This window comes from Yeosuana marina, assembly GCF_011762485.1.
GTDB classification, from domain to species: Bacteria; Bacteroidota; Bacteroidia; order Flavobacteriales; family Flavobacteriaceae; genus Yeosuana; species Yeosuana marina.
This window is the reverse complement of record NZ_JAAKGI010000005.1, coordinates 104,323-118,164: the sequence shown is the minus strand read 5'-3', so window position 1 is coordinate 118,164 and position 13,842 is coordinate 104,323. Positions and strand designations below refer to the sequence as shown.

Here is a 13,842-nt window from a genome sequence, read left to right as displayed (position 1 = left end):
TTTTTATTGAATTGATGATAATAATACAATCATATTAATTTATTATAGCTATATTAAAAATTAATATAAAGTACGATTGGATTAGCGAGTTTATTTTTAAAACTTTGTAATAATTTCGTAATTTCGCAACACTTTTTAAAACACAAAACTAAAACAAAACATATGGCATTTGACATCGACATGATTAAAGGTGTTTACACCAAAATGGCAGAACGCGTTGATAAGGCTCGTGAAGTAGTAGGAAAACCGTTGACGCTCTCTGAAAAAATATTATACAACCATCTTTGGGATGGGAATCCAACAAAAGCTTTTACCAGAGGTAAAGATTATGTAGATTTTGCTCCCGATAGAATTGCGTGTCAAGATGCAACAGCACAAATGGCTTTGTTGCAATTCATGCAAGCTGGTAAGCCTAAAGTAGCTGTGCCTACAACGGTACATTGCGATCACCTGATACAAGCAAAAGATGGAGCTGCTGTCGATTTAAAAAACGCAAATAGCGTAAGTAGTGAAGTGTTTAACTTTTTAGAATCAGTTTCAAATAAATATGGTATCGGTTTCTGGAAACCAGGTGCAGGTATTATTCATCAGGTTGTATTAGAAAATTATGCATTTCCTGGTGGAATGATGATAGGTACAGATTCACACACTGTAAACGCAGGAGGTCTAGGAATGGTAGCCATTGGAGTTGGAGGAGCAGATGCCGTTGATGTAATGGCTGGTATGGCTTGGGAATTGAAATTTCCTAAACTTATTGGTGTTAAATTAACAGGTAAACTTTCAGGTTGGACAGCACCAAAAGATGTTATTTTGAAGGTAGCAGATATTCTTACAGTAAAAGGTGGAACGGGTGCTATTGTTGAGTATTTTGGTGAAGGCGCACTTTCTATGTCGTGTACTGGTAAAGGTACTATTTGTAACATGGGAGCTGAAATAGGAGCTACTACGTCAACTTTTGGATATGATGAGTCTATGGAGCGTTATTTACGTTCTACGGATAGAGCTGATGTAGCCGATGCTGCAAATGCAGTAAAAGAGTATTTAACTGGTGATCCTGAAGTATATGCAAATCCTGAGCAATATTTTGATGAAGTTATCGAAATCAATCTATCAGAGTTAAGCCCTTTACTAAACGGGCCTTTCACTCCAGACTTATCAACACCTGTTGGCAGAGATATGACAAAAAAGGCAACAGATAACGATTGGCCATTAGCCGTAGAATGGGGCTTAATAGGGTCGTGTACTAACTCATCTTACGAAGATTTATCACGTGCATCATCGATTGCGCAACAAGCTTTAGATAAAAAATTAAAAACTAAAGCTGAATTTGGAATTAATCCAGGCTCAGAACAAGTACGTTATACTGCTGATCGTGATGGTATTATTCAAGTTTTTGAAAAATTAGGTGCAACAATATTTACTAATGCGTGTGGGCCTTGTATTGGTCAGTGGGCAAGATATAGCGATCCAAAAAACGCTCCTAAAAATAGTATAGTACATTCTTTTAATAGAAACTTTGCCAAGCGTGCTGATGGTAACCCAAACACACATGCTTTTGTAGCGTCTCCAGAGATTACGGCTGCTATTGCTATTGCAGGTCGTTTGGATTTTAATCCTATGACAGATACCTTGATTAATGAAGACGGACAAGAAGTTAAGTTCGACGAGCCAACAGGATGGGAATTACCACCAAAAGGTTTCGAAGTTAAAGAGAATGGATATTTAGCACCAGAAGCAGATGGAAGCCATGTGCAGGTTAAAGTAGCAGAAGATTCAGAAAGATTACAATTGTTGACACCATTTGAACCAATTGGTGACACAATAAAGGGAGCTAAATTATTAATAAAAGCATACGGAAAATGTACAACAGATCACATTTCTATGGCTGGTCCTTGGTTACGTTTTCGAGGTCATTTAGATAATATTTCTAATAACTGCTTAATTGGAGCTGTCAATGCATTTGGTGAAAAGACAAATTTTGTTAAAAACCAATTAACAGGTGAGTATGGCGGTGTTCCAGACACTGCAAGAGCGTACAAAGCTGCAGGCGTTAAAAGTATTGTAGTAGGAGATCATAATTACGGTGAGGGGTCTTCTCGTGAGCACGCAGCTATGGAGCCAAGACATTTAGGTGTCGCGGCCGTTATTGTAAAATCTTTTGCGCGTATTCACGAAACAAACCTTAAAAAACAAGGAATGTTAGGTTTAACATTTGCAAATGAAAATGACTATGATTTAATTCAAGAAGACGATACATTTAACTTCCTAGATTTAAATGAGTTTGCTCCAGATAAGCCTTTAACTTTAGAAGCAGTTCATGCTGATGGAAGTAAAGATATAATTAAATTAAATCATACGTATAACGATGCGCAAATAGCATGGTATAAAGAAGGTTCTGCTTTAAATTTAATTAAAAAGCAAAATGCATCATAATTAATGATTATCAACATATGAAAAATCCAGCTAAAAAGCTGGATTTTTTGTTTTATAGCTTGAAATAAAACTTTTTATAATTGTATTTTTACCAAAACACTGCTAATGAATTCTAGAGACACTCAACTTAAAGCATTTGATCGTTTGTTAACCATTATGGATGAGTTACGAGAGCAATGTCCATGGGATAGAAAACAAACCATGGAAACCTTAAGACATCTTACTATTGAGGAAACGTACGAACTTGGGGATGCCATTTTAGATAAGGATTTAGAAGAAGTTAAAAAGGAATTAGGAGATGTTTTATTGCATATTGTTTTCTATTCAAAAATAGGAAGTGAGACTAATGATTTTGATATAGCAGATGTTTGTAATGGTATTTGTGAAAAACTAATCCACAGACATCCACATATTTACGGAGATGTTACGGTTGAAAATGAAGACGACGTTAAACGTAACTGGGAGAATTTAAAACTAAAAGAAGGTAAAAAAAGTGTTTTAGAAGGAGTTCCTAATAGTCTGCCAGCACTAGTTAAAGCGAATAGAATTCAAGAAAAAGTAGCGGGTGTTGGTTTCGATTGGGAACAACCAGAACAAGTATGGGAAAAAGTAGAAGAGGAGCTTTCTGAGTTTAAAGAAGAAATTAAAAAGGGCGATAAAGACGCTATGGAGAGTGAGTTTGGAGATGTCTTGTTTTCAATGGTCAATTATGCACGGTTTTTAAAAATAAATCCAGAAAATGCGTTAGAGCGTACTAATAAAAAATTCACGAAACGATTTCAATATCTTGAAGAAAAAGCTAAAGAAATAAACAAACCATTAAAAGATATGACCTTAGCAGAAATGGATGTGTTTTGGGAAGAAGCTAAACATATTTAAGTCTTTTAGATCATAGCGAGGAGTGGCGACGTGGCTATCTGTTTATCTAAAAAAGGTTTTTTAAAGCTAGTGCTACGCCATCATTTTTATTTGTTTCTGTAACTCTTTTTGCAATTTTCAACACCTCTTCGTTGGCATTAGCAACTGCAATTCCTAAACCAACAGATTTTAGCATTTCAATATCATTATAATTATCCCCAAAAGCGATAACATCGTTTAATGCGATATGGGGATAGGAGTGATTTATCAACGTTTCTATGGCCGTTTTTTTAGAAATAGCGCGATGTGATATCTCAATATAAGTTGCTTTAGAACGGTATAAAATAATATCATTATCATGTTCTTTTTCAAGTGTTTTATATAAAAAATCAATCTCATGTTCATCCCCCATACACATGATTTTATGAGCCCCTTTACCTTCTGTTTTCCATGTTTCTAAAACATCTGAATTTGATTTGACCTTGGGGTGAACTTTCGTGTTATTTATTTCTCTTTCAGCCCAATAATCTAATGACGGAACATACCATTCATCAGCGTGATATAAGCTTAAATGAATGGATGTATTGATGCATTTTTCTATGATAGATTCTAAAACAGTATAATTAATCATGGTACTTTCTATGATGGTATCATTGTTTAAAATTAACCCGCCATTATAGGCTATAATTGGGGTTGTTGTGTTACCAAGTATGTCTTGTAAATGCCTCATAGCTTTTGGCATTCTTGACGAGATTAAAACGAAAGGAATATGTGAAAGTCTTTGAACTTCTTTAATCGTTGCTTCTGATAGCTCTCTATTTTTATTTAGTAACGTACCATCTATATCGCTACAAATTAATTGATAGTTCATTGAAAAAGTAAATAAGTCTTGAGTAAGTATTCAAAAAAATTAAACTTGCTTGAATTCTCTATAAAAACAAGCAAGTATAAATTTATGATTAATAAAGCTCTTTAATTTTGCTAAGTTTAGTTTTCCAAAGTTTTAATGAATCTTTATGATTCTTAATATTATTGTGGACTTCTTTAACTAAAGGATTGTCATCATCAACATTGGTGAAAAATTGTAAATTGTTTTCAAGTTGATTGATTTGAGCTTTTATTTCGTCAATTTTTTTACGGATAAAAGAGCGTTCATGATCAAGATTTTGATTATCATCTTCATTGCTAAGAACTTCTAATTTGTTTTCAAATTTTATAAGCTCTACTTCATTTCTATCCATTTTCAATTCAGAAAACAACTCATCTAAGGCCTTGTTAAACTTCCCTTCAATATATCTTTTATCATTTGGAACTCTTCCAATCGTTTTCCAATCTGAAATTAGTTTTTTAATAATTGATAAATCATTGTCTTTATCTCCTGTAAGTTTTAAATCTTTTATAGAATCTAAAAGGGTGTTTTTTTGCTGAAAAGCTTCAATTTCAATTTTAGTGGCAGCATTTTTTGAAGCATGTAATTTGTCAAAAAAGTGATTGCAAGCAGATTTAAATTGCTTCCAAATTTTGTCACTATCTTTTCTAGGAACATGACCAATTTTTTTCCAATCACTTTGAATTTTTTTCATCAAAGCTATAGTGGTTGGAATGTCTTCATTGTCTTTATTGTCTTCAGCAATTTGAATGAGTTCCAGTTTCTTCTGAAGATTTTTATATTGTTCCTTTTTTAAACCTTTATAAAAGGCATTCTTTTTCTTGTTAAACGTTCTTACAGCATCTTTAAATTTAGACCATGTTTCTTCATTAACCTTAGCGGGCACTTTTCCTGCGTTAAAAAAGGCGTCTCTTAAAGCTTCAACTTCTTTAATTTTCTTTTGCCAAGAATTATGAGAACTGGTTTCTTCTTGACCAATTTCTTCTATTTTTGAAATAATTTCTAGCTTATGTTCTAGATTTTTTTCATAAATCTTATCTATTTCACTAAAATATAACTGACGTTTTTCATTGATTATTTTGGTAGACGCTTTAAATCGATTCCAAATTTCTTCACGATGTTCTCTGTCGACGGGACCTAGTTCTTCTTTCCACATTTTATGAAGTTCTTGCAGTTCCCTGAAGGCTCTCAGTACATTGTCATCTTTCGCTAACTCTTCAGCACGTTCAATAATTTTTAATTTTTGGTCTAGATTATGTTTAAAATCTAAGTCTCTTAAATCTCTATTAAGATGCAAGAAATCATAAAACATTTCAACATGGTGATGATAACTATTCCAGGCATTATTGTATTTATCTCTTGGTATAGGGCCTGTGTTTCTCCAACGCTCTTGTAATTCTTTAAAATGCTTATAAGTTGTGTTGATGTTTTCTTCAACATTAATTAAGCCTTTTAATTCTTCAATAATCTCTAGTTTGTCGGCTAAATTTTGTTTGAGGTTTTGTTCTAAGCTTTTATAATGCTCATGCAGTTTGGTTCTATACTCTTTATAAACTGTTTTAAACTTCTTTTGTACAGGACTTGAATAATAAAAGTCAATTTCATTACCGCCATCAGATAAAAACTCTTCTTTTTTCTCGTCTAATAAGGACTGAAATTTGGATTTAAATTCACTATTTATTTGCTCTACATGACTCTTTATAGCTTGAACCTTTTCGTTTTTTACTAATTTTTCCAACTCAATGGTAAGTGCGTCTAAAGACATGGTGTCATAATCTTTAACTTCTATAGTGTGCCTGTCTTTATGACCTTCATCTTCAGCATCTTCAGCATTAGAATCATCAATTTCATTGATAACTTCGTCATTATCATCGTCCTCTTTTTTCGATACTGTTGCAGTGGCTTCTGAAGTTTCTTTAGACTGTTCAATTACAGTTTCATCTACATTGTTTTCTGTTTTATCAGCCTCTTCTGCATTAGAAGTAGAACCATCAATTTCATTGTTAACTTCGTCATTATCATCTTCATCTTTTTTTGATTCTGTTGCAACGTCTTCTGATGTTTCTTTGGACTCGTTAATTACAGTTTCATCAACAATTGCTTCTGTCTTATCAACATCTTCAGTAGTTTCATTTTTGGCAACATCGACCGTTTTACGTTCTTTAGACGCTGTTTCATTAGAAACGTCCTCTTTAGTAGTCTTTTTTATTGATGATTTTTTATCTTCTTTTCCTTCTGCTTCATGCAGGTTATCTAGCTCTGACATTTTTTTAAATGTTTAGGTTCGTTAAATTTCTTAATTGTTTAAATATAGTAACAACTCCAGTATTTACAAAAAGGAGATTGACTTTTAATTACTAAAAGGTAGATTTTAATCTATTTTCCAAATAGACCAGGCTTTTTCCGCTTGAAACTTGAGCATATTTAGCCCGTTTATAGTTGTAGCATGTTGTTGTTTGCCTTGTTTTAAAAATTTGGTTTCAGCTGGATTGTAAATTAAATCATATAAAATATGATTGCTCGTAATCGCATCATACGGAATATTTGGGTACAAATCTACATTGGGAGATGTTCCAAGAGGTGTACAATTGATAATTATTTGATATTGGTTAATAACATCTTTGGTTAAGGTATTATAGGTAAATTCAACACCTTTTTTAGCAGTTCTTGAAACAAAACAATACTTAATATTGAGTTGTTTTAAACTGTATGCGATAGCTTTACTAGCGCCTCCAGTACCCAGAATTAGAGCCTGTTTATGATGATTTTTCAGAAAAGGAGTTAGTGATTTTTTAAAACCGTAATAATCAGTATTATAACCAATTAACTTACTTTTTTTTGTAATTCTAATAGTGTTAACGGCTCCGATTTCTTTAGCCTTATCGTCAAGCTCATCTAGAAATGGAATGACCGATTCCTTGTATGGAATGGTTACATTAAGCCCTTTTAAATTCTTTGTATTTTTAATTAATGATGGAAATAACTCTATCGTTTCAATATCAAAATTTTCATAAGACACATTATCAATCTGTTCGTTTTCAAACTTGTCTTTAAAGTAAGATTTTGAGAATGAATAAGATATGTTTTTTCCTAATAAACCGAGTTTATTCATTTGATTTTCTAGTTTTTTGTCCGTAAATCTCAAGAGCCAATACAATAGCTATACCTAAAAAAATAAAGGCAATAGCATAATAGGTTTCTGTATTTAATTGAGGAATATACCGATTGTAATTTTCTACCACTTTTTCACCTCTTGAATCAAACAAAAATTCACCACTTTCGCTTAATTTATAAATAGTTTCTTTCCAAGGCCATACAACTCCTAAAGAGCCAATAATAAAACCAATAATAGCAGATATTGTAATGCTTTTATAGTGTTTTAAAATATAGCTTAAAACATTAGAAAATGTTATGAGTCCAGTTAAAGAGCCAAGGGTAAACACAACGAGCACTTTAAGCATGCGTATGCGTTCAAAATTATGGGTAAAACTAAAGTCACCCTCTAGTACATCAAAAAACGTGTCGTATAAGGCATTGACCGATTCTACCAAAAGCAGTACATAATTTCCTAACAAAATAAGTATGAATGACCCGGAAAACCCAGGAAGCGTCATGCCGCAAACGCTAATAATACCGCAGAAAAATACAAACCATAAATTATCATTTTCTTTGGCAGGATTTAAAAAACTAATACCAACCCCTAAAATAATTCCAATAAAAAGAGAAAGATAGGTTCTGTAATTCCAGTCTTTAAAATCTTTGTTGATATAATATATAGAGCCTATAATCATTCCAAAAAACACACTCCAAACATAGAGTTCATAGTTTTTAATTAAATAATCAAGAATTTTTGAAACACTAAAATAGCTTACAATCATTCCGAAGAAAAGCAACGCTAAAAAGCGCCCATTTATATACTGATAAAAACTTTTGAACCGTCCATTTATGAGAAGCTTAAAAGCTTTTCCATTTATTTTTTGTAGGGAATAGATAAACTCTTCATAAAAACCAGCAACAAAAGCCACAACACCACCAGAAACACCAGGAACTTTGTTTGCAGCTCCCATTCCTAATCCTTTAAGGATTAGAAAAATTTTATCTTTAAGTGTTCTAGTGCTTTGCATTAGTTACGTTTTGAACCTACTTTTTCTAAAATAAATATTGTTAAAAAGCCAACAATCATTAATAGGATAGCTATTAAAAGTTGACTATCTCCTTGATACGAAAAAGGGGAGATACTTTTCTCAAGTAAAGGCGTTTTAACCCCTTTTGAATTGATACGCCAAGTTAAGGTCTCTTTCCATGGCCATACTTTGTTTAAAGACCCAAATATAAAACCTGTTAGGATAGCTAAGGTAAAGTTGTGATAGTGTTTAAAAAGCCATTTTAACAAATGACTAAAGCTTAATAATCCTATAACTGCACCACAAGCAAAAATAGCAATCCGCTTGATATCAAAATCATGAAGCGCATCACTTAGCGTTTTGTAGGCGCCCAAAATAACCAAAATAAAAGATCCAGAAATACCTGGTAAAATCATAGCACAGATAGCTAAAGCCCCAGCAAAAAATAAGAATAAGGAATTTTCATTGTTCGCTAACGAGGGTAAGTTTGATATATAAAATGCTATAACAGCCCCTAAAATTAAACCCACATACGCTGCTATATTCCATTTGGTAATTTGTTTTCCAACAAAATAAATACTGGCTATGATAAGTCCGAAGAAAAAAGACCAGATTAAAACGGGTTCATTTTCTAATAAGTATTTAGCAAGTCTCATAAAAGAAACAAAACTGATAATAATACCAGATAGTAATGCCAAAAGGAAATTACCATTAAGCTGATTCCAGAAAGCTTTAAAACCTTTTTGAAAAAGTGTTTTAAAAAGAGAGATATTTACATTACTAATTGTAGAAATTAACTCTTCATAAATTCCAGATATAAAAGCAATCGTGCCACCCGAAACACCAGGAACCGCATCGGCAGCTCCCATTGCTATTCCTTTTAAAGAAATAACCAAATAATCTATAAAACGTCGTTGCATACGTTGGTTTTTAACAATGAAATCCAAAGGTATACAAATTTTTTATAGAGGATATCTTTAAGGTTTTGTTTTTAGTAAGTTTTTAACTTGAATTTTGTGGCAAATTTCTGGAAATAGTTCATCTAATATAAACGAATACTCTGCATTGAAGTTTAACGCATTTTTTAAATGAAATGTTCCTTTGTCGGTTTCGTTTAATAAAAAGTATAATCCAGCTAATCTATATTCTAATTCAGCATTTTCAGGATAAAACTCAACGGCTTCTTTAAAATTATAGATAGCAGCTTCAGGTTCGCCAAGTTTGATTAATAAATCGCCACGAGAAATCCATGTTGATAATTCGTAGTTTCCTAATTCTAAGGTTTTTTTAAACCCGTGTTCTGCTTCTTCAAATAAATTTAACCTGAGATTGATTTGTGAATATAATTTCCAATAAATCACATTTTCACTATCAATATTGATTGCTTTATTGATGTAATATAATGCTTTTTGATAATTTTTTCTTTTGTTATAAAACCTAGTAATTGCTATCCATCCTTTATCTAACAAAGGATCTTCATGAACCGTTTTGTAGTAATACTGAACTGCTAACTCATCATTTTTTAATTTTTCATAGCAATTTCCAATGCGCAATAAAGCAAATGATGTGGGATCTTCTAATTTTAATGTGATGCTGTAAAACTCAATAGCTTCTTCATAACGTTTTAATTTTTCAAGTACTTTACCCTTTTCAAGATAAGCACCTACAAAGGTATCATCAGATATAATGGCAAAATCAAACGCGGTCAATGCCTTTTTGTAATCTTTTAATGAAAAGTATTGCTTTCCTAGTTGATGCCATGCTACTTCGCAATACGGGTTGTCATCTAAAAATACATTAAGATACTCAATAGCTTCTTTATTTTGACCTAGAAAGTCGAAACAATAAATGATGTTATATAGTGCTGCATAGTCTTCAAAATCTTCTTCTAAACATTTCATGAAGTAGGTTTTAGCCTCTTCAAACTGATCTAAAAACAAATACTCCATGCCAATTAATGAGTATAAATCGATAACATCATCGGTTAATTCTAAAGCCTTTTTTAGAACATCAATAGCTTGTAAATGTTCGTCTTTTTTTGATAAAATATTAGCTTTTTGAATATATATTTCTTCATTCATTGGTTCAAGAAGATATAACTCATTAAGAAGAGCGTCTGCCTGAATAAGCTTATTTTCAAACACATAAACTTCAACTTTAAACAGTTTTAAGTTGGTTGATGTAGGATGTTGATCTAACCCTAATTTGATAGCTTTTTTTGCTAAAGACATTTTCCCTTGATTGAGGTAATGGTGGATAATGTTTTCAAACTCTTCTGAATCAAAAAACAACACATTGTTAGTTTTTAACATTGATTCAAATTTTGTAAGAGGCAAACTATTATTGTCGTTAGAGCTATACTCCATAAGCACATTTGTATGTTTCTACGAGAATAAATTTAAGGTTCTAATTGTTTTTTTAAGGAAAATACAGCAAATGTTTTTAACAAAGTAATGAACATTTAAAGCATATATTAACAAAACAAGGTGTTTGTAATTGATATTCAAAAGGTTGTTGTAGACTAGTTTTTATGAATTTCATTTAATATAGAGACAATTATAGAGCAACCTTTAACTATTTCTTCTTCAGAAATCGTTAATGGAGGCGTAATTCTCACAGCTTTTTTTTCAAATAGTAGCCAAAAAAGAATTAAACCCTGTTCCTGACATTGCAGAATAACCTTATTTACAATTTCATCAGAGGTTAACATAAGAGCAAGCATGAGTCCTTTACCTCTTATTTCTGTTATTAAAGGATGGACTAATAGCTTTCTAAAGAGTTTTTCTTTTTCTAAAGTTTGTGGGATTAAATCACTTTCAACAACTTCTGTTAACGTAGCAAGCGCAGAAGCAGCAATAACGGGATGCCCTCCAAAAGTTGTAATATGTCCTAATTTAGGATGGTCTTGCAATAAGTCCATTAATTTACTAGATGCCGTAAACGCCCCGATGGGCATTCCGCCACCAAGACCTTTACCAGTAACCAGAATATCTGGAATGCAGTTATAGTTTTCAAACCCAAACAGTTTTCCTGTTCTTCCAACACCAGGTTGTATTTCGTCTAAAATCAATAATGCACCAACTGCATCACATTGTTTTCTAACATTTCCTAAATAGCCATCTTGGGGTTCAATAAATCCTGCGCCTCCCTGTATAGTTTCTAAAATGACACAAGCAGTTTTTGATGTAATCTGACTAATTTCAGCATGATTGTTAAACCTTATAAATTTAACATCGGGTAATAATGGCCTAAAAGCTTGTTTGCGTTTTTCAAAGCCCATAACACTCATAGATCCCATGGTGTTTCCATGATACGCATGATGTGCAGCAATGATTTCACTACGTCCTGTGGCACGTTTAGCTAATTTTAAAGCTCCTTCAATGGCTTCAGTTCCAGAGTTTGTTAAGTAGGTCTTTTCTAAAGGATAGGGCAGGTGTTTTGCTAATAGTTTAGTGAGTTCAACAGCTGGTTTTTGTATATATTCACCATAAACCATTACATGCAAATAACTATCTAATTGTGTTTTGATGGCATTAATAACTTTAGGGTGATTATGCCCCAATGTACAAGCAGATACGCCTGCAACAAAATCTAAATAAGGTTTGTTGCTTGCATCGTAAATATAGGAACCGCTAGCATGAGAAATTTCCATAGCTAATGGATGCGTTGATGTTTGCGCTTGATATTTAAAAAAGTCGGTTTTCATAGGTGTTATTTTACCACTTTAGGCTTTGGAGATTTATCTCTATATTTTACACGTTGTGGTAGATTTCTTGAAGCTTTTGGTTCTTCATCTTTGTCCGTTTTAGCTTCTTCATCTGCTTTTTCTATGCGTTCTAACATGGATTCATCAAAAAAGTCTTCTTGTGGTATATAGTCATCCAATCCTTTGATTTTGGGTAAAACAAGTGGAGGATCATCTTTAAATAAATCTTCTATACTTCTTGGACGTTCCTCTTCTCGCCAGTCAAATCCTTTAAATATTTTTTCTTTTTCTGAAAAATCAGCTTCTGGATATATTTTACCATCAATCTGGTTTAATTTTCTAACTTCTTCAATAGTATTGTCTTCTAAAAATATTTTAATCTTTCCAGATTTTGATTTATCAATACCTACTAATTCGTTATTATCATTTCTGATGTAGTATATGGACTCTGCGTTTTTGATAATATCAACAGTTCTTAATTGGCTGCTATCATTGAATTTTCCAACTAATCTTTGCCCAGTAATTTGATTGTAGCCCGCATCAAGTGTATCTTTACTTATTAAAAATGCATTTTTAAATACGATAAGTGAATCCAGTTTTTCTGTGTCTGGATCTGAAATAAGATGAATGGTATCACCAGTCATTTGGTTTTCTAGATTCCATAGTATAGGCTTCCGTTTTGTTGCAAATGCGTCGGTATTTGAAAGTTTTGATATATTGATGAGTTGCGTTAATCCTTTAGCATGATCAACATGAACAGAATCTGCTTTTCCGCTCATATCAGATTTGTAAAGGCGCACATTTCTGAAGGCTCTAGTAATTCGGTTTTCGGGTTTACCTGTTACCATCAATGTATCAGCATGCATATATATAGAATCATTTTCCTGAACGGTTATGGCCAAAGCATGTTTGGTTATAAATACTGAATCCTTAGCTTTAAAGACTTCGGCATAATGCCCTTTTACAATGCTGTGGTTTATGGTGTCAGTTACTTTTATATTATTGGTTGCCGAAGCAAAACTTGTATTGTTGTCAAAATATAAACTATCCCCTTCAATAATTCGGTTATCATAATTTATTTTGGAATTTTTTAAGGCATATCCAATTTTTGTTTTGGTATCATAAAATCCTTTTTCGCAATAAGTTGTGCTTTCCTCTGTTGTTATGGTTGAAGGGCCATATAGGTAGGCTTGACCTGTTTCGGAATAGAAATCAAAATAATTTGATTTAATGGTTGCATCAGGGTTTACCAAAACCACATCGGTTACAAACTGATATTTTTTTTGGTTCATATAATACCGACCAATCTTACTGGTAATGGTTCCAGACGTATCTTTTACAACTGTACCTCCATCTCTATAAAAGGCTTGTTGTTTTAGGCGGTCAAAATATAAAGTATCCGTTTTTATGGTGGAACTTGGGTCTGTTAAAACCACATCGCCACTAGCAAACGCCAATTGTGTTTTACCGCTATATTCAGCGTATTTTGAGGTCATATTGATCGTATCACCTTGAATCATTTTTACATGACCATAGGCTTCTATAAAATTTTCTTTGCCATAGTAATAGGCTTTATCGCACCACATATTAATACTTTCATGCACAATATGGATTTGTTGTGAATCGTCACGTGTTAAAATTTTAGCACCAGGAAACTTGGCTTCATCAAAATTTAAAAAACCAGAGTATTCAATATCTATTTTTTTGTCCTCCTGCGCTTTCATATGGAATGCTGAAAAAGCAAAGAGAATACATAAAAAGTATGTTGATTTTAATATTTTCAAAATAGAAATGTTTGCGCAAAAATAACGATAAAATTGATGTTTAAGTAT

At 32.5% G+C, this 13,842-nt stretch carries 10 protein-coding genes; 2 read left to right on the top strand and 8 right to left on the bottom strand.

Going from position 1 to position 13,842, the window contains the following annotated elements; genetic code table 11:
• Positions 1 to 162: 162 nt before the first annotated feature.
• Both G5V56_RS07735 and mazG read left to right on the top strand, forming a co-directional pair.
• Positions 163 to 2,433, top strand: a complete 2,271-nt coding sequence (locus G5V56_RS07735) for an aconitate hydratase (protein WP_166963544.1) — start codon at positions 163 to 165, stop codon at positions 2,431 to 2,433.
• Between the two features lie 105 nt (positions 2,434 to 2,538).
• Positions 2,539 to 3,312 carry a nucleoside triphosphate pyrophosphohydrolase gene (gene mazG, locus G5V56_RS07730; protein WP_166963542.1) on the top strand — a complete coding sequence of 258 codons (774 nt, stop codon included), beginning with the start codon at positions 2,539 to 2,541 and terminating at the stop codon, positions 3,310 to 3,312.
• Between the two features lie 46 nt (positions 3,313 to 3,358).
• On the opposite strand, the gene G5V56_RS07725 is transcribed toward mazG, so the two are convergent.
• The 8 genes from G5V56_RS07725 to G5V56_RS07690 form a co-directional block, all read right to left on the bottom strand.
• Positions 3,359 to 4,162 carry a Cof-type HAD-IIB family hydrolase gene (locus G5V56_RS07725; protein ID WP_166963540.1) on the bottom strand — a complete coding sequence of 268 codons (804 nt, stop codon included), beginning with the start codon at positions 4,160 to 4,162 and terminating at the stop codon, positions 3,359 to 3,361.
• Positions 4,163 to 4,250: 88 nt separating this feature from the next.
• A complete protein-coding gene (locus G5V56_RS07720) occupies positions 4,251 to 6,446 on the bottom strand; it encodes a DUF349 domain-containing protein (protein ID WP_166963538.1) in 2,196 nt (731 codons plus the stop codon).
• Positions 6,447 to 6,551: 105 nt separating this feature from the next.
• Positions 6,552 to 7,292 carry a shikimate dehydrogenase family protein gene (locus tag G5V56_RS07715; RefSeq protein WP_166963536.1) on the bottom strand — a complete coding sequence of 247 codons (741 nt, stop codon included), beginning with the start codon at positions 7,290 to 7,292 and terminating at the stop codon, positions 6,552 to 6,554.
• Positions 7,285 to 8,304: a DUF368 domain-containing protein gene (locus G5V56_RS07710; RefSeq protein WP_166963534.1), complete on the bottom strand. Its 1,020-nt coding sequence runs from the start codon at positions 8,302 to 8,304 to the stop codon at positions 7,285 to 7,287. The genes G5V56_RS07715 and G5V56_RS07710 overlap by 8 nt, the downstream gene beginning before the upstream one ends.
• A complete protein-coding gene (locus G5V56_RS07705) occupies positions 8,304 to 9,224 on the bottom strand; it encodes a DUF368 domain-containing protein (protein ID WP_166963532.1) in 921 nt (306 codons plus the stop codon). The genes G5V56_RS07710 and G5V56_RS07705 overlap by 1 nt, the downstream gene beginning before the upstream one ends.
• Before the next feature lie 57 nt (positions 9,225 to 9,281).
• Positions 9,282 to 10,670, bottom strand: a complete 1,389-nt coding sequence (locus tag G5V56_RS07700) for a tetratricopeptide repeat protein (RefSeq protein WP_166963530.1) — start codon at positions 10,668 to 10,670, stop codon at positions 9,282 to 9,284.
• Between the two features lie 155 nt (positions 10,671 to 10,825).
• The gene (locus tag G5V56_RS07695; protein ID WP_166963528.1) at positions 10,826 to 12,010 is read right to left on the bottom strand and encodes an aspartate aminotransferase family protein; all 1,185 of its coding nucleotides are present in this window, start codon (positions 12,008 to 12,010) and stop codon (positions 10,826 to 10,828) included.
• 5 nt (positions 12,011 to 12,015) lie between these two features.
• On the bottom strand, positions 12,016 to 13,794 hold the full coding sequence (locus tag G5V56_RS07690; protein WP_317166416.1) for an OstA-like protein: 1,779 nt from the start codon (positions 13,792 to 13,794) through the stop codon (positions 12,016 to 12,018).
• Positions 13,795 to 13,842 lie beyond the last annotated feature (48 nt).

Excerpts from the sequence above, each read along its gene's own strand:
- G5V56_RS07725 (WP_166963540.1), bottom strand. The coding sequence starts at position 4,162 with ATGAACTATCAATTAATTTGTAGCGATATAGATGGTACGTTACTAAAT.
- G5V56_RS07710 (WP_166963534.1), bottom strand. The coding sequence starts at position 8,304 with ATGCAAAGCACTAGAACACTTAAAGATAAAATTTTTCTAATCCTTAAA.
- G5V56_RS07695 (WP_166963528.1), bottom strand. The coding sequence starts at position 12,010 with ATGAAAACCGACTTTTTTAAATATCAAGCGCAAACATCAACGCATCCA.
- G5V56_RS07720 (WP_166963538.1), bottom strand. The coding sequence starts at position 6,446 with ATGTCAGAGCTAGATAACCTGCATGAAGCAGAAGGAAAAGAAGATAAA.
- G5V56_RS07705 (WP_166963532.1), bottom strand. The coding sequence starts at position 9,224 with ATGCAACGACGTTTTATAGATTATTTGGTTATTTCTTTAAAAGGAATA.
- G5V56_RS07700 (WP_166963530.1), bottom strand. The coding sequence starts at position 10,670 with ATGGAGTATAGCTCTAACGACAATAATAGTTTGCCTCTTACAAAATTT.
- mazG (WP_166963542.1), top strand. The coding sequence starts at position 2,539 with ATGAATTCTAGAGACACTCAACTTAAAGCATTTGATCGTTTGTTAACC.
- G5V56_RS07715 (WP_166963536.1), bottom strand. The coding sequence starts at position 7,292 with ATGAATAAACTCGGTTTATTAGGAAAAAACATATCTTATTCATTCTCA.
- G5V56_RS07735 (WP_166963544.1), top strand. The coding sequence starts at position 163 with ATGGCATTTGACATCGACATGATTAAAGGTGTTTACACCAAAATGGCA.